Raw genomic sequence first — 18599 nt, forward strand, 5'->3', positions numbered from 1 at the left:
GTGGAGAACGAGAGCAAGCTGCTCGAGCACCTGCGGTGGGTCACAGGCGAGTTGGCCCAGGCGCGCCAGACGCTGCGCGAGACGGCCGAACGCGCCGCCGAACCCGTCGCGGTGGTCGGCATGTCCTGCCGCCTTCCGGGTGGCGTCGCGTCTCCTGAGGATTTGTGGCGGCTGCTTGCGGAGGGGCGTGACGCGCTGTCCGCGTTCCCGGGCGACCGGGGGTGGGACGTGGAGGGGCTGTACCACCCGGATCCGGAGCATGTGGGTACGTCGTACGTGCGTGAGGGCGGGTTCCTCGACGGGGCGGCGGAGTTCGACGCCGGGTTCTTCGGGATCTCGCCGCGTGAGGCGTTGGCGATGGATCCGCAGCAGCGGCTCGCGCTGGAGACCGCGTGGGAGGCCGTCGAGCGCGCCGGGATCGACCCGAAGTCGCTGCGCGGCAAGGACGTCGGCGTCTTCCTCGGCACCAACGGCCAGGACTACGTCTCCGCCGCGCGGCCCGTCCTCGACCGCGTCGAGGGCTACGCGGGCACCGGAAACGCGGCCAGCGTCCTGTCCGGACGCCTCGCCTACGTCCTCGGCCTCCAGGGGCCGGCGGCCACCGTCGACACGGCCTGTTCGGCGTCGCTCGTGGCGCTGCACCTCGCGATGCGGTCCCTGCGGTCGCAGGAGTGCGCGATGGCGCTCGCGGGCGGTGTGACGGTCATGTCCTCGCCCGCCACGTTCGTGGAGTTCTCCCGCCAGCGCGGTCTCGCGCCCGACGGCCGGTGCAAGCCGTTCGCGGCCGCCGCCGACGGCACCGGTTGGGGCGAGGGCGCGGGCGTGCTCCTGCTGGAGCGGCTCTCCGACGCCCGACGGCTCGGCCACCCGGTCCTTGCCGTGCTGCGTGGCTCGGCCGTCAACCAGGACGGCGCCAGCAGCGGCCTCACCGCCCCGAACGGCCCGGCACAGCAGCGGGTCATCAAGGCGGCGCTCGCCGACGCCCGGCTCGCACCCTCCGACGTGGACCTCGTCGAGGCGCACGGCACGGGCACGGTGCTGGGCGACCCGATCGAGGCGCAGGCGCTGCTCGCCACGTACGGCGCCGACCGGGACGAGCCGCTGTGGCTCGGCTCGGTGAAGTCCAGCGTCGGCCACACGCAGGCCGCGGCGGGCGTCGCCGGCGTGCTCAAGGTCGTACTCGCGCTGCGTCACGGCGTGTTGCCGAAGACCCTGCACGTGGACGCCCCGACGCCGAAGGTCGAGTGGTCGGCGGGCAACGTACGGCTGCTCGTAGAGGCCCGCGCCTGGCCCGCCGGCGACCGGCCGCGTCGGGCAGGCGTGTCCGCGTTCGGCGTCAGCGGCACCAACGCGCACGTCATCGTGGAAGAGGCGCCCGCGACCGAGGCGGAGCCGGAGCGGGCGGACGGGGCCGGGCCGGTGCCGTGGGTGCTGTCCGGCCGCACCGAGGACGCCCTGCGCGGCCAGGCCGCCGCGCTCCTCGCGCATCTGGCCGAGCGGCCCACCGATGAGCCCCGCGACATAGCCCTCTCCCTGGCCACCGCCCGGTCCTCGTTCGAGCACCGCGCCGTCGTCGTCGGCGCGGACCGGGCGGACCTGCTGCGCGGTACCGCCGCCCTGGCTGCCGGGAACCCCACGGCGGGCGTCGTCCGAGGCGTCGCGGGCGGACCCGGCCGGGTCGCGTTCGTCTTCCCCGGACAGGGGGCGCAGTGGGTCGGCATGGCCGTCGAACTGGCCGCCGCCGCACCCGAGTTCGCCCGACGCCTGGACGAGTGCGCCGCCGCGCTCGCCCCGCACGTGGACTGGTCGCTGCAAGAGGTCCTCGCCGACCCGGCCGCGCTGGAGAACGTCGACGTCGTCCAGCCCGCCCTGTGGGCCGTGATGGTGTCGCTGGCCGCCCTCTGGCGCGCCCACGGGGTCGAGCCCTCGGCCGTGGTCGGCCACTCGCAGGGAGAGATCGCCGCCGCGTGCGTCGCGGGCGCCCTCACCCTTGAGGACGCCGCCCTGCTGGTCACCGCCCGCGCGCGGGCACTGCGGGCGATCGCCGGCCGCGGCGGCATGGTGGCGCTGCCGCTCGCGCGGGACGCCGCGCGCGACCTGCTGGCGCCGTGGGGCGATCGGCTGTCGCTGGCCGCGCTCAACGGCCCCGCCGCCACCGTCGTGTCCGGCGACGCCGCGGCCCTGGACGAACTGATGGCCACGGCCGAGCGCGACGGCCTGAGGGCCCGGCGGATTCCCGTCGACTACGCGTCGCACTCCGCGCAGGTCGAGGCCGTACGCGCCGAGGTGTTGGCCGCCACCGCCACGATCCGCCCGCGCGCCGCCGACGTCGCGTTCGTGTCGTCGGTGACCGGCGGGTTCCTCGACACGACCGGTCTCGACGCCGCGTACTGGTTCCGCAACCTGCGGGAGCCGGTCCGCTTCGACAAGGCCACGCGCACGCTCCTCGACGCGGGCTTCGGCGCGTTCGTCGAGGTCAGCCCGCACCCCGTGCTCACCGCCGCCGTGCAGGAGGCCGACGGCACGGTCCTCGCCGTCGGTTCACTGCGCCGCGACGACGGTGGCCCCGCCACGTTCCTCGCCTCGCTCGCGGAGGCCGCGGTACGGGGCGTGCCGGTCGACTGGACGGCCGCGCTGCCCGACGCGCGGCCGGTACCGCTGCCGACGTACGCCTTCCAGCGCGAGCGCTACTGGCTCGACGTCCCGGCCCAGGACCAGGGCGGGGACGCGAAGTTCTGGACCGCCGTGCGCGGCTCGGCCGACGACCTCGCCGCCGCGCTCGGCGCGGGCGACACCGACCGGGAGCCGCTCGCCGCAGTCCACCCGCTGCTCGCCGCCTGGCACGGACGGCAGGCGGACGAGACCGCCGTCGACTCGTGGCGCTACCGCGTCGACTGGACGCCCCTGACCGTCTCCGGTGCCCCGGCCGGCCGCTGGCTGGCCGTGCTCCCCGAGGGCGACACCTGGGCCGACACCGTGGCCACGGCCCTGTCCGCACGCATGGACCTCGTCCGCACGACGGCGAACGCTCAGGGCGGCCTCGGCGATCCGGGCGATCCGAGCGAGCTGGATGATCTGGGCGGCTACGCGGGCGTCCTGGTTCTGGTCGCGCCCGGTGATCTGGACCCGCTTCCCGGCGTACTCGCCCTGGTGCAGGCCCTTGACGGCGTTCCGCTGTGGTGTGCGACCAGTGGCGCGGTCGCCGTCGGGCCGTCCGACGCAGTGGGAGACCCGACGACGGCGCAGGTCTGGGGGCTCGGTCGGGTGGCGGCGCTGGAGCGGCCCCGGGCCTGGGGCGGCCTCGTCGACCTGCCCGCCGAGGTCGACGGACGCGTGGCCGACCGGCTCGCGGCCGTACTGGCCGGCGACGAGGACCAGGTGGCCGTCCGCGCGTCCGGCGCGTTCGGCAGGAGGCTGCGCCGCGCCCCGGCCGGCCCCGTCGGCGCCGAGTGGCGGCCCGAGGGGACCGTCCTGGTCACCGGCGGCACCGGCGGCCTCGGCGCACACGTCGCCCGCTGGCTGGCCGGCGCGGGCGCCGAGCGGCTGGTGCTCACGAACCGGCGTGGCCCCGACGCGCCCGGCGCCCGGGACCTCGTCGCCGAACTGACGGCGCTGGGCGTCGCGGCCGACGTCGTCGCCTGCGACGCCGCCGACCGCGACGCGCTGGCCCGGCTCCTCGCCGAGCACCCCGTCACCGCCGTCTTCCACCTCGCGGGCATCGAGCGGTACCAGCCGCTCGCCGACGTGAGCCCGGCCGACCTCGCCGAGGTCGCCGCCGCCAAGGTCGCGGGCGCACGCCACCTGGACGAACTGACCCGCGATCAGGAGCTGTCGGCCTTCGTGCTGTTCACCTCGGGCGCGGGCTTGTGGGGCAGCAGCGGACAGGCCGCGTACGCCGCCGCCAACGCCTACCTCGACGCGCTGGCGCTGCGGCGCCGCGCCGAGGGGCTGCCCGCCACCGCCGTGGCCTGGGGCCACTGGGGTGGCGCGGGCATGTCCGACGGGCCCGCACGTGAGCAGATGGCCCGCTGGGGGCTGCCCGCCATGACGCCCGAGCGTGCCATCGCGGCGCTGCGCGGCGCGCTCGGCCGGGACGAGGCCGCGCTGGCGGTCGCGGACGTCGACTGGCCGGTGTTCGCCTCGACGTTCACCGTGGCCCGGCGCAGCCCCCTGCTGGCCGACCTGCCGGAGGCCGCCGAACCCGCCGCGCCCGAGCCGACCCAGGACGGCCCCGTACCACTCGACCGGACGGCGCTGCTGGAGCTGGTGCTCGGCGAGACCGGGGCCGTACTGGGCCACGCGTCCGCCGCGACGCTCCCCGAGGGCCGCGCGTTCCAGGAGCTGGGCTTCGACTCGCTGACCGCCGTCGAGCTGCGCAATCGCCTGCGCGACGCGACCGGCCTGAAACTGCCCGTCACGCTCGTCTTCGACCACCCCACGCCCGAGGCACTCGTCGACCATCTGCTCGACCAGCTGCCCGGCGCCGGCTCCGTCGCCGCCGAGCCGGTCGCGCGGACCGCCGCCGAGGACGATCCGGTCGTCATCGTCGGCATGGCCTGCCGCTTCCCCGGCGGCGTCGACTCGCCCGAGCGGCTGTGGGAGCTGGTGCTCGAAGGGCGCGACGCGATGGGCGGCTTCCCGGCCGACCGAGGGTGGGACGTCACGGACGCGGGCTACGCGAAGGTCGGCGCCTTCCTCGATTCGGCGGGCGCCTTCGACGCCGGGTTCTTCGGCATCAGCCCCCGTGAATCCGTCGGCATGGACCCGCAGCAACGGCTCCTGCTGGAAACCGCGTGGGAGGTCCTGGAGAACGCCGGCATCGACCCCCGCTCGGTGCGAGGCAGCCGCACCGGCGTGTTCGTCGGCTACGGCGGCCAGGACTACCTGACCAGCCTCTACGGCACGCCCGACGAGCTGCAGGGCCATCTGCTCACCGGCACGTCCGGCAGCGTGGTCTCCGGCCGCCTCGCCTACGTACTGGGCCTGGAGGGCCCGGCCGTCACCCTCGACACCGCCTGCTCGTCGTCGCTCGTGGCCCTGCACTGGGCGGCTGCCGCGCTGCGGTCCGGCGAGTGCGACCTCGCCCTTGCGGGCGGCGTCACGGTGATGGCCACCCCCGGCGTCTTCGTCGAGTTCGGACGCCAGGGCGGCCTGGCCGCCGACGGGCGCTGCAAGGCGTTCGCCGATGCCGCCGACGGCACCGGCTGGGGCGAGGGCGTGGGCCTGCTGCTGGTCGAGCGGCTGTCCGACGCACGCCGCCGAGGCCACGAGGTGCTGGCCGTGCTGCGCGGCTCCGCCGTGAACTCCGACGGCGCGTCCAACGGGCTGACCGCGCCCAACGGCCCGTCGCAGCAGCGCGTCATCCGTGCCGCGCTGACGAGCGCCGGCCTCATGCCGTCCGACGTCGACGCCGTGGAGGCACACGGCACCGGCACCGCGCTGGGCGATCCCATCGAGGCACAGGCGCTGCAGGCGGCGTACGGGCAGGACCGGGACCGTCCGCTGCTGATCGGCTCGGTGAAGTCGAACCTCGGCCACACCCAGGCCGCGTCGGGCGCCGCCGGCGTGATCAAGACGGTGCTCGCGCTCCGCCACGGCACCCTGCCCGCCACCCTGCACGTCGACCGCCCCTCCACGGCCGTCGACTGGACCCGAGGAGCCGTCTCCGTCCTCACGGAGGAGACACCGTGGCCCGAGACGGACGCGCCGCGCCGCGCGGGCGTGTCCTCGTTCGGAGTCAGCGGCACCAACGCGCACGTCATCCTCGAACAGGCCCCGCCCGTCGAGGACATGACGCCCGACGAGGCCGGCACGCCCGCCGGGAACGGCGAAGCCGTCCCGTGGGTGGTGTCCGGCCGGTCGCCCGAAGCGGCGCTCGCCCAGGTCGAGCGGCTCCGCGCGCACGTCGCCGCCCGCCCGGACGCCGACCCGGTGGCGGTCGCCCGGGCGCTCGCCACCACCCGTACCGCCTTCGAGTACCGCGTCGTCGCCGTTTCCGGCTCCGACGACCTGCTCACCGGAGCCCGGCCCGTCGCCGCCCGCCAGGGGCGTACGGCGTTTCTGTGCACCGGCCAGGGCGCGCAGCGCGTGGGCATGGGCGCCGATCTGTACACCGCCCACCCCGCCTACGCCGACGCGTTCGACGCGGTGTGCGCGCAGTTCGACCGGTTGCTCGACCGCCCGCTGCGCGATCTGGTCATGAGCGGTCCGGCCGAGGTGCTCGACCGCACGGAGTACGCGCAGCCCGCGCTGTTCGCAGTCGAGTTCGCGCTCGCCGCGCTGCTGCGCTCGTGGGGCGTCGTCCCCGACCTGCTCGCCGGCCACTCGCTCGGCGAGATCACCGCCGTGACCCTGGCGGATGTGCTGTCGCTGCCCGATGCGGCGACGCTGGTGGCCGCCCGCGGCAGACTGATGGGCGCGCTGCCCGAGGGCGGCGCGATGATCGCCGTGGAGGCGACCGAGGAGCAGGCACGGCCGCTCCTCGGCGACGAGGTCGCCCTCGCCGCCGTCAACGGGCCCCGCTCGCTCGTCCTGTCCGGCGCCGGGACCGCCGTCGGCGACACCGCCGCGCAGCTGGCCGCCGAGGGCGGCCGGACCAGGCGGCTGCGCGTCTCGCACGCGTTCCACTCGCCGCTGATGGAGCCGATGCTGGCGGAGTTCCGTTCGGTCGTGGCGGGACTGGAGTTCCGTACGCCGTCGGTGCCGGTGGTGTCGGCGCTGACCGGTCGCCCGCTGACCGCCGCCGACGTCCGCTCGCCCGACCACTGGGCGCGGCACGTGCGGGAGACCGTGCGCTTCCACGACGCGGTGCTCGGGCTGTGCGCGGCGGGCGCCGTCCGCTACCTGGAGATCGGTCCGGACGGTGTGCTCACCGCGATGGCGCGGGGCACCCTGGCCGAGTCCGGCCCCGCCTCCGCCGTCGAGGTCGACGGTGCCGGCGAGGAGCGCGAGCCGCTGGCCGTGCCGTTGCTGCGTGCCGGCCGCCCCGACACGGCCGCGCTCGCCGACGCGCTGGCCCGTGCCCACGCGGACGGTCTCCCGCTCGACTGGGCCGCCTACTTCGCCGGCCGGGGTGGCGCGCGCGTCGCCCTGCCCACGTACGCCTTCCAGCGCGAGCACTACTGGCTGCCCGCCGCTCCCGCCGCCGACCTCCGGAGCGCGGGCCTGTCCGCCGCAGGGCACCCGCTGCTGGCCGCCGCGGTCGACCTGCCGGACGGCGGTGCCGTGCTCACCGGGCGGTTGTCCCCGTCGGCGCGGCCGTGGCTGGCCGAACACGTCGTGCGCGGCGCGGCGCTGCTGCCCGGCACGGCCATGCTGGAGCTGGCACTCGCCGCCGCCGACCGGATCGGCGCGGCCGGCGTGGAGGAACTGACGCACGAAGCGCCGCTCGCCCTGCCCGCGGACGGCGCGGTGGAGGTACGTGTCACCGTCGGTGCCGCCGAGGACGACGGCAGCCGGGCGGTCGCCCTGCACGCGCGCACCGACGGGGACTGGACCCGCCATGCCACGGGCGTGCTGGGCGAGGTGCCCGAAGCCGGCCCGGTGGCGGGGGAGTGGCCGCCCGCCGGCGCCGAGCCCGCCGACGTCGCCGTCATGTACGCGGGTCTCACGGACGCCGGCTTCGGCTACGGGCCCGCGTTCCAGGGCCTGCGCGGGGCGTGGCGGCGTGGCGAGGGACCGGCGGCCGAGGTGTTCGCCGAGGTCGAGCTGCCCGTCCAGGTAGCCGACGCGGACCGCTGCGCCGTGCACCCGGCCCTGCTGGACGCCGCCCTGCACGCCATCGGCGTCGGCGGCCTGATCACCGACCCCGCGCACGGCGGCCTGCCGTTCGCCTGGACCGGCGTCCGGGTGTTCGCCCGTGGCGCCCGGGCCGTCCGCGCCCGTCTCTCCCGTACCGGTGAGGCAGGCGCCCTCGCGGTGGAACTGTCCGACGCCGACGGCCTGCCGGTGGCGGCGATCGGTTCGCTGCGCCTGCGACCCGCCGCGGCGCCCGCCGTGCCCGACATGCTCTTCGAGACCCGCTGGGCGCCCGTCGAGCCCACCGGGTCCCCGGCTCGTCGCTTCGCCCTGCGGGGACTTCCGGCAGGGACTGCGACCGGTGCTCCGGCAGGCGCCGGCTCGCCCGACGTCACCACCCTCGTGGACGGACTGCGGGCCGCGGGGGCCGAGGTCGGCGCCCAGGCGCCCGACACCGTGCTCCTCCCGGTCACGACGGACCCCGGTGCCGAACCCGTGGCCGAGACGCACCGGGTGACGGCCGAAGTCCTGGCGGTCCTGCGGGACTTCCTGGCCGACGAAGGGCCCGCCCGGCTCGCCGTGGTCACGCACGGCGCCGTCGCCGTGTCCGCCGACGAGAGCGCCGACGTCGCCGCGCGCGCCGTGTGGGGCCTCGTGCGGTCCGCCCAGGCGGAACACCCCGACCGGATCGTCCTCGCCGACCTCGACGCCGCCCCCGAGTCGGCGCGCGCCCTCGCGGGCGCGCTGGCCTGCGGGGAGCCCCAGGTCACCGTCCGGGCGGGCGCGGTCACCGCGCCACGGCTCGTGCGCGCCGGCTCCGACGCGATCGTCCTGCCCGCCGGCGGGTGGCGCCTCGAGGCCGGTTCGAACGGCACGGTCGACGGCCTGACCGCCACACCCTGCCCCGATCCGCCGCTCGCGGCGGGCGAGGTACGGGTCGCCGTCCGGGCCACCGGCGTGACCTTCCGCGACGTGCTCACCGTGCTCGGCCTCTACCCGGGAGACCCCCAGCCGCTCGGCGTCGAGGCGGCGGGCGTCGTCACCGAGGTCGGACCCGGGGTGGACGACCTGGCCCCGGGCGACCGGGTGTTCGGCCTGCTGCCCGGGTCGATGGGCTCCTCCTGCGTCGCCGACCGGCGGCTCGTCGTGCCCGTCCCCGCCGGGTGGGGCTTCGCCGAGGCGGCCGCCGTGCCGTCGGCGTTCCTCACCGCCTGGTTCGGCCTGCGCGATGTCGCCGGCGTGCGACCCGGAGACCGGGTGCTCGTCCACGCCGCCGCGGGCGGAGTGGGCATGGCCGCCGTGCAACTCGCCACGCTCTGGGGCGCGGAGGTCTTCGGCACCGCGAGCCCCGGCAAGCACGACGTGCTGCGCGCCGCCGGTCTGGCGGACGACCACATCGCCTCCTCGCGTACGACCGACTTCGCCGAGCGGTTCAAGGCGGCGACCGGCGGGCGCGGGATGGACGTCGTGCTCAACTCGCTCGCGGGGGAGTTCGTGGACGCGTCCCTGAGCCTGCTCGCACCCGGCGGCCGGTTCGGGGAACTGGGCAAGACCGACATCCGTACCGGCCTCGACGTGTCCTACCGGGCCTTCGACCTGGCGGACGCGGGCCCCGACCGCATCCAGGAGATCCTGGCCGAGGTCCTCGGGCTGTTCACGGCCGGCGCCCTGACGCCGCTGCCGGTCCGGCACCTGCCCGTCGGCCGTGCCAAGGAGGCCTTCCGGCTGATGGCGCAGGCCCGCCACGTCGGCAAGGTCGTGCTCACCACCGCTCCCTACGGCGACGGCACCGTCCTCGTCACCGGCGGCACCGGCGCCCTCGGCGGGCTCGTGGCGCGGCACCTCGTCGCCGAGCACGGCGTACAGAACCTCGTACTGACCGGCCGACGGGGCGCGACCGCCCCCGGCGTCACCGAACTGGCGGCCGACCTGACCGCCCTTGGCGCCCACGTACGGGTGGCGGCCTGCGACGTGGCCGACAGGGACGCGCTCGCCGCCCTCCTCGCGGACGTCGAGCCGCCGCTGACGGCCGTGGTGCACGCGGCGGGCGTCCTCGACGACGGCGTGGTGGGATCGCTCACTCCCGAGCGGCTCTCCGCCGTGCTGCGGCCGAAGGCGGACGCCGCGTGGCATCTGCACGAGCTGACCCGTACGGCGGACCTCTCCGCGTTCGTCCTCTTCTCGTCGGCCGCGGGCACCTTCGGCGGCCCCGGCCAGGCCAACTACGCCGCCGCCAACACCGCCCTCGACGCGCTCGCCGAACACCGCAGGGCACTCGGACTGCCCGCCGTCTCCCTGGCGTGGGGCCCGTGGGCCGCCGAGAGCACCATGACCGGCGGTCTCGGCGACGGCGACCGCGCGCGGATGTCCCGCGGCGGGATCCGTCCGCTGGCCTCCGACGAGGCGCTGGCGCTCCTCGACGCCGCCTGCCGCACCGGGTCCGGCGCGCTCGCCGCGATCCGCCTCGACACCGCGGCGCTGCTCCGGCAGGCGGGCCCCCTGCCCGCCCTCCTCGGCGGCCTGGTCCGCCCGCCCGCCCGGGCGTCACGCACCGACGCGGCCGCACTGCCCGCGCGGCTGGCCGGACTCGGGGAGGAGCAGCGACGGCGAGCGGTGCTCGACGTCGTCCGCGGCCACGCGGCGGCGGTGCTCGGCCACGCCCGGGCCTCGGCCGTGGACAGCACGCGGGGATTCCTCGACGCGGGCTTCGACTCGCTCACCGCCGTCGAGCTGCGCAATCGGCTCAAGGACGCCACAGGCCTGCGGCTCGCCGCGACCGTGGTGTTCGACCATCCGACCCCGGACGCCCTGGCCCGGTACGTCCTGGCAGAACTCGCGCTGCCCCGCAGGCCCGGACACCGGCCGGGCCGGGTGCGGGAGGCGGCGCGGGAGACGGGAACGGCGACCCGGACGACGCGTTGCGCCGCGCCATCGCGGCCATCCCGCTCGACCGGCTCCGATCGGCGGGACTCCTCGACGAGTTGGCCCGGCTCGCGGGTGTGGCGGTGCCGCCGCCGACCCGCCCGGCCGACCCGGACGGGACGCAGGACGGCCCCGCCGCGCTCCTGGACTCGCTGGAGTCCATGGGCGTCGACGACCTGCTCAAGATCGCGAACAACCATCAGCTCCACAGGGATTGAGGGACGAGCACCAATGAGCGCCAACAACGAGGAACTCGTCTCTGCCCTGCGCGGGTCCCTGCGTGAGGCCGAGCGGCTGCGGCAGCGCAACCGCTCGCTCGTGGAGGCTGCGGCCGAGCCGATCGCGATCGTCGGCACGGCCTGCCGTTTCCCCGGCGGCATCAGCTCCCCCGAGCAGCTGTGGGACGCGGTCGAGGCGGGTACGGACCTGGTGTCAGGCTTCCCCGAGGACCGGGGCTGGGACCTCGACGTGCACGATCCCGACCCCGAGCGGTCCGGCCGCAGCTACACGGACCGGGGCGGATTCCTCACCGGCGCGGCCGACTTCGACCCGGCCTTCTTCGGCATCTCGCCGCGTGAGGCGCACGCGATGGACCCTCAGCAGCGGCTGCTGCTGGAGACCTCGTGGGAGGCGTACGAGCGGGCGGGCATCGACCCGCACACCCAGCGCGGCAGCCGCACCGGCGTGTTCGCCGGCACCTGGGGCCAGGGTTACGGCCTCGGCGCCGCCGCGCCCGAGGACGCCGAGGGCTACCTGGTGACCGGCGCCGCGACCGCCGTCGTCTCCGGCCGCGTCGCCTACGCCCTGGGCCTGGAAGGCCCGGCGGTCACCGTCGACACCGCCTGCTCCTCGTCCCTGGTGGCCCTGCACTGGGCGGTGCGGTCGCTGCGGGCGGGCGAGTGCACGATGGCCCTGGCGGCGGGCGTGACCGTCATGGCCACGCCCGGCGTGTTCGTCGAGTTCTCCCGCCAGCGCGGCCTCGCGCCCGACGGCCGGTGCAAGGCGTACTCGGCCGACGCGGACGGCACCGGCTGGGGCGAGGGCGTCGGCGTCCTGCTCCTCGAGCGGCTGTCCGACGCGCGCCGCAACGGCCACCGTGTGCTGGCCGTCGTACGCGGCTCCGCCGTGAACTCCGACGGTGCGAGCAGCGGACTGACCGCGCCGAACGGCCCCTCGCAGCAGCGGGTCATCCGGCAGGCGCTCGCCGACGCCCGGCTCTCGCCGTCCGACGTGGACGTCGTGGAGGGACATGGCACCGGCACCCGGCTCGGCGACCCGATCGAGGCACAGGCGCTGCTCGCGACCTACGGGCAGGAGCGGGAGCGGCCGCTGCTGCTCGGCTCGGTCAAGTCCAACCTGGGGCACACGCAGGCCGCGGCGGGCGTCGCGGGTGTCATCAAGATGGTCGAGGCCATGCGGCGCGGCGTGGCGCCCAAAACCCTGCACGTCACGGGGCCGACGCCGCAGGTCGACTGGTCGGCCGGAGCGGTCGAGTTGCTGACCGAGGGCCGCGACTGGCCCGTGACCGGCGCGCCGCGTCGCTCGGCGGTGTCCGCGTTCGGCGTGAGCGGCACCAACGCCCACGTGGTCCTGGAGCACGTCCCCGAGCCCCGGCCCGCTCCCGGGCCCGAGGGCGCCGAGGGACGCGTGGACGCTCCCGACTCCGGACGGGTCGGGCGCCCGAGCGTGCCGTGGCTGCTGTCCGGGCACTCCCCGGCCGCGCTCCGCGCGCAGGCCGAACGGTTGGCGGCGGGCCTGCCAGCCGACGCCGAACCCCTTGACGTCGCCTCGGCGTTGGCCACCGAGCGGGCCGCGCTGCCCTTCCGCGCGGCCGTCGTCGGCGCCGACCGCGAGCGGCTGATCGCCGGTCTCGCCGCGCTCGCGGCCGGGGCGCCCACCGCCGTCGCGGGCGAGGCGCGGCCCGACCGCACCGTGGCGATGCTCTTCACCGGCCAGGGCTCGCAGCGTGCGGGCATGGGCGAGGAACTGGCCGCCGCGTACCCCGTGTTCGCCGCCGCCTGGGCCGAGGTGTGCGCCGAGTTCGACGCCGTACTGCCCCAGCCGCTGCGCGAGGTCGTGGCCGAGGGCGGCGACGACCTCGACCGGACCATGTACGCGCAGGCGGCCGTGTTCGCCTTCGAGGTCGCGCTGGCCACCCTCCTCGACTCGTGGGGGCTCCGTCCCGACCTCGTCCTCGGCCACTCCGTCGGCGAACTGGCCGCCGCCCACGTGGCGGGTGTGCTGTCGCTGCGCCACGCGGTCGTCGTGGTCGCCGCGCGCGGCAGGCTCATGCAGGCGCTGCCCAACGGCGGCGCGATGGTCGCCGTCCAGGCGAGCGAGGCCGAGGTCGCGGGCGAACTCGGCCCGGCGGTGGCGCTGGCCGCCGTGAACGGGCCCGCGTCGGTCGTGCTCTCGGGTGACGAGGACGCCGTGCTCGCCGCTGCCGAACGGTTCGCCGCGCTCGGCCGCAAGACGCGGCGGCTTCGGGTCAGCCACGCGTTCCACTCGCATCGGATGGAGCCGGTCCTCGACCGCTTCCGTCAGGTCCTGGGAGCGGTGACGCTCACCCCGCCCCGGGTGCCGTTCGTCTCCTCCGTGACCGGAGCGCTGGTGGGCGAGGAACTCTGCGACCCCGAGTACTGGGTGCGCAACGTCCGAAACACCGTCCGCTTCGCCGACGGCGTCCGGGCGTTGGCCGACGACGGCACGGACGTCTTCGTCGAGGTGGGCCCGGACGCGGTGCTCGGCGCGCTGGTCGCCGACGCCCTGCCGGAGGACCCCGACCGGCCCGAGGTCCTCGCTGTCTCCGCCGCCCGCGCCGACCGGCCCGAGGCCGAGACCCTGGTCACCGCGCTCGCCCGCGTGCACGCCCACGGCGGACGGGTGGACTGGGCCGGCTTCTTCGGCCCCGGCACGCTCCCCGTCGACCTGCCCACGTACGCCTTCCAGCACCAGCGGTACTGGCTGGCCGCCGAGCCTGCCGACGACCTCGGCACCGCCGGACTCGTCGCCGCCGGCCACCCGCTGCTGCGGGCCGCCGTGGAGCTGCCCGCCGAGGACTTCGCCGACTCCGACCGGCCGGACGCCCCCGGCGCAGTGGTGTTCACCGGCACCTTCTCCCTCCGCACCCACCCGTGGCTGGCCGATCACGCCGTCCTCGGCACACCCTTGGTGCCCGGCACCGCGTTCGCCGAACTCGCCGCCGCCGCCGGCGACCGGATCGGCTGCGGCACGGTCACCGAACTGGTGCTGACCGCCCCGCTGGCCCTCCACGGCTCCGACACCGTCCGGCTGCGGGTACGCGTCGACTCCCCGGACGGTGAGGGCCTGCGCGCCGTCACGGTCCACTCCCGGCCCGACGACGGCCCCGCCGACGGAACCGGCTGGACCCGCCACGCGACCGGCACGCTCGCCCCCGCCGACCCCGAGCCCGCCGACGTCCTCGCGACGTGGCCGCCCGCCGGCGCGCACCCGGTCGCCGTCGACGCGCTCTACGACGACCTCGCGGCCGCAGGTTTCGGCTACGGCCCCGCCTTCCGAGGCGTGCGTGCCGCGTGGCGCCACGACGGCGCGATGCTCGCCGAGGTCGAACTGCCCGAAGGCACCGACGAGGCCGGATTCGGCCTGCACCCGGCCCTGTTCGACGCCGCCCTGCACGCCCTCGGTCTCGGCGGTGTGGTGGAGCGCGGCGGACTGCCCTTCACCTGGACCGGTGTGCGGCTGCACGCCGTCGGCGCGCGGTCCCTGCGCGTGCGGCTGAGGCCGACCGGACCGGACGCCGTCGCGGTCACCATGGCCGACGCCGAGGGCAGGCCGGTCGCCACCGTGGCCGACCTCAGGCTGCGGCCCGCCGTCGAGGCCGGCGGCAGCACGAGCGCCGACGCCCTGTACCGCGTGCAGTGGGAGCCGCGCCCGGCCGGCCGGTCGACCGCCGCCCGCTGGACGGTCCTCGGCGCCGACGCGGACGGCATCGCGGCCGCGCTGACCGACGCCGGCGCCGAGGTCACCGGCGCGGAGCGCGACATCCGCGACACCCTGGCCACCCTCGACCCGGCCGGCGCGGATGCCGTCGTGGTCTCCGTCCGCATGGCCACGGACGGGACCGTTCCCGACGCGGTGCGGGCCGCCACGCACGAGGCCCTCGCGCTCGTCCGCACCTGGCTGGCCGAGGACCGCACGGACGTCCCGCTCGTCGTGGTGACGCACGGATCGGTCGCCGCCGACCAGGGCGACACCGTGCCCGACCTGGCCGGCGCCGCCGTATGGGGCCTGCTCCGCAGCGTCCAGTCCGAACACCCCGGCCGGGTCGTCCTGGTCGACCTGGACACCCCCGGAGCCGCCGCCGCCCTCCCCGGCGCGCTCGCCACCGGCGAACCACAACTCGCGGTGCGGGGCGGAGCCCTGCGCGTTCCCCGGCTCGCCCGGACCGCCGTACCGGCGGACGGCACCGCCGGCTTCGACGGCTTCGACGGCACCGCCGGCTTCGACGGCACCGTACTCGTCACCGGCGGAACCGGTGCGCTGGGCCGCCTCGTTGCCCGGCACCTCGTCGAACACCACGGTGTGCGGGGGCTCTTGCTGCTCGGCAGGCGGGGCGCCGAAGCGCCCGGCGCCGCCGAGCTGGTGGCCGAGCTCACGGCGCTCGGCGCCACCGCGGAGGTCGTCGCCTGCGACGTGACGGACCGTGACGCCCTCGCGGGCGCCCTCGCGGGCATCCCGGCCGAGCGACCGCTGACCGCCGTCGTCCACGCGGCGGGTGTGCTCGACGACGCCACGGTGGAGTCCCTGACACCCGACCGGCTCGACACCGTGCTCCGCCCGAAGGCCGACGCCGCCTCGCACCTGCACGAGCTGACCGCCGACCTCGACCTGCGCGCGTTCGTGCTGTTCTCCTCGCTGGCCGCCACCGTCGGCAGCCCCGGCCAGGGCAGCTACGCCGCGGCCAACGCCTTCCTCGACGCCCTGGCCGCACACCGGCGCGCACTCGGCCTGCCCGGCACCTCGATCGCCTGGGGCCCGTGGTCCGACGGCATGGCCGGCGGACTGGACCGCGTGGACACGGCTCGCCTCGCGCGTGGCGGCGTCACCCCGCTGCCGCCTGCCGACGGCCTCGCCCTGTTCGACGCGGCCTGCGCCGCCCCCGCCCCCCTGACCGTCGCCGCGCGCCTCGACCTTCCCGTGCTGCGCGCGCAGCACGGGCTGTTGCCGGCCGTCCTGCGGGGCCTCGTCCCCGTCGCCGGCCGCCGTACCGCGGCGGCCGCACGGACCGGCGACTTCGCCGAGCGGCTGGCCGCGCTCCCCGAGGCCGACCGGCGCCGCGTGGCGGTGGAACTCGTCCGCGAGAACGCGGCGGCCGTGCTCGGCCACGCCGGAGCCGACGCGATCGCCGCCGACCGGGCGTTCCTCCAGCTGGGCTTCGACTCGCTGACCGCCGTCGAGCTGCGCAACCGGCTCGGCGCCGCGACCGGTCTGCGACTCGCGGCGACCGTCACCTTCGACCACCCCACCCCCACTTCCCTGGCGGACCACCTGCTGGCCGAGGCGCTCGGGACGGGCAGCCCGGCGCCGCAGGCGGTGACGACCACCGCGCCGGTCGACGAGCCCATCGCCATCGTCGGCATGGCGTGCCGCTACCCCGGCGGCGTCGCGTCCCCCGAAGACCTCTGGCAGCTCGTGCTCGACGGCACCGACGCCGTCACCGGCTTCCCCGAGGACCGGGGCTGGGACCTCGGGGGCGTGTACGACCCCGACGAGTCCCGTGCGGGCACCAGCTACACCCGTGAGGGCGGCTTCCTGCTCGACGCCGCCGAGTTCGACGCGTCCTTCTTCGGCATCTCGCCGCGCGAGGCGCTGGCGATGGACCCGCAGCAGCGCCTGCTTCTGGAGACCTCCTGGGAGGCGATCGAGCGCGCGGGCCTGGACCCCGCGACCCTGCGCGGCAGCGCCACGGGCGTCTTCGCCGGCCTGATGTACCACGACTACGGCAGCGGCGCCGGCACGCTGCCCGAGGGTGTCGAGGGCTACCTCGGGCTCGGCACCGCGGGAAGCGTGCTGACCGGCCGTGTCGCCTACACCCTGGGCCTCGAGGGCCCGGCGGTCACGGTCGACACGGCGTGCTCGTCGTCCCTGGTCGCGCTGCACTGGGCGATCCAGGCGCTGCGGTCGGGCGAGTGCTCGATGGCACTGGCGGGCGGCGTCACGGTGATGGCCACCCCCGGCACGTTCGTGGAGTTCTCGCGTCAGCGTGGCCTCTCCCCGGACGGCCGGTGCAAGTCGTTCGCGGCGTCGGCCGACGGCGTCGGCTGGGCCGAGGGCGCGGGCGTGCTCCTGGTCGAGCGGCTGTCGGATGCGCGTCGTCATGGTCGTCGTGTGTTGGCTGTGGTGCGTGGTTCGGCGGTGAATCAGGATGGTGCTTCCAATGGTCTGACGGCGCCGAACGGGCCTTCGCAGCAGCGTGTGGTGCGTCGGGCGTTGGCGGATGCGGGTCTTGCGTCGTCGGATGTGGATGTGGTGGAGGCGCATGGGACGGGGACGCGGTTGGGTGATCCGATCGAGGCGCAGGCGTTGCTCGCGACGTATGGGCAGGGTCGTGAGCGGCCGTTGTGGTTGGGGTCGGTGAAGTCGAACATCGGGCATGCGCAGGCTGCTGCGGGTGTGGCGGGTGTGATCAAGATGGTGCAGGCGATGCGGCATGGTGTGTTGCCGCGGACGTTGCATGTGGATGAGCCGTCGCGGGAGGTGGACTGGTCTGCTGGTGCGGTGGAGTTGTTGACGCGGGCGCGGGCGTGGCCTGAGACGGGTGCTCCGCGTCGGGCGGGTGTGTCGTCGTTCGGTGTGAGTGGCACGAACGCGCATGTGGTGTTGGAGGAGGGGCCGGCGTTCGAGGGTGTGCCGGTGGGGCCGGTGGGGCCGGTGGGGGCGGTGGGGCCGGTGGGGGCGGTGGTGCGGGAGTTGCCGGTTGTTGCGTGGGTGGTGTCGGCTGGTTCGGCGGTGGGGCTGCGTGCGCAGGCGGGGCGGTTGGTGGGGCATGGGTCGGTGGTGGGGGCGGATCCGTGTGATGTGGGGTTGGCGTTGGGGACGTCGCGTTCGGTGTTGGGGCATCGTGCGGTGGTTGTGGGTGGGGGGCGGGCTGAGTTGTCGGCTGGTCTTTCGGCGTTGGCGCGGGGTGTTGAGGTTGCGGGTGTGGTGCGGGGGGTGGCGGCGGGTGATGGCCGGGTGGTTTTCGTTTTTCCGGGTCAGGGTTCGCAGTGGGTGGGGATGGGGGTGGAGCTGCTGGAGACGTCTTCGGTGTTCGCGGCGCGGATGGCGGAGTGTGGGGAGGCGTTGTCTGCGTTTGTGGAGTGGTCGTTGCTCGATGTGCTGCGGGGGGTTGAGGGTGCTCCGGGGCTGGATCGGGTTGATGTGGTGCAGCCGGTGTTGTGGGCGGTGATGGTGTCGTTGGCCGAGGTGTGGCGTGCGCATGGTGTGGTGCCGTCGGCTGTGGTGGGGCATTCGCAGGGTGAGATCGCCGCTGCGTGTGTGGCGGGTGTGCTGTCGTTGTCGGACGGTGCGCGGGTGGTGGCTTTGCGTTCCAGGGTGATCGGTGAGGGGTTGGCGGGTCGGGGTGGGATGTTGTCGGTGGCGTTGTCGGCTGAGGCGGTGGCGGGGCGGATCGGGCCGTGGGCGGGGCGTGTCTGGGTCGCCGCGCTCAATGGGCCTGCTGCGACGGTGGTGTCGGGTGATGGGGAGGCGTTGGACGAGCTGGGTGCGGCGTGTGCTGCCGACGGTGTGCGGGTGCGGCGGGTTCCGGTGGATTACGCGTCGCATTCGCCTGCGGTCGATGTGCTGCGTGAGCGTCTGGTGACCGGTCTTGCGGGGGTGGTTGCGGGGGCGGGAACGGTTCCGTTGTTCTCGACGGTGACGGGGGGCTGGATCGGGGGTACGGCGTTGGACGCGGGGTA

The 18599-nt window shown here is 76.0% G+C and carries 1 protein-coding gene (running past one end of the window); it reads left to right on the forward strand.

Going from position 1 to position 18599, the window contains the following annotated elements; genetic code table 11:
- Positions 1-18599, forward strand: the 5' portion of a protein-coding gene (locus tag QA802_RS31405) for a type I polyketide synthase (protein WP_334529697.1). The gene runs 17539 nt beyond the window's last position; the window shows 18599 of its 36138 coding nt (coding positions 1-18599); its start codon is at positions 1-3; its stop codon lies off the right edge, out of view.

This window comes from Streptomyces sp. B21-105, assembly GCF_036898465.1.
Lineage (GTDB): Bacteria > Actinomycetota > Actinomycetes > Streptomycetales > Streptomycetaceae > Streptomyces.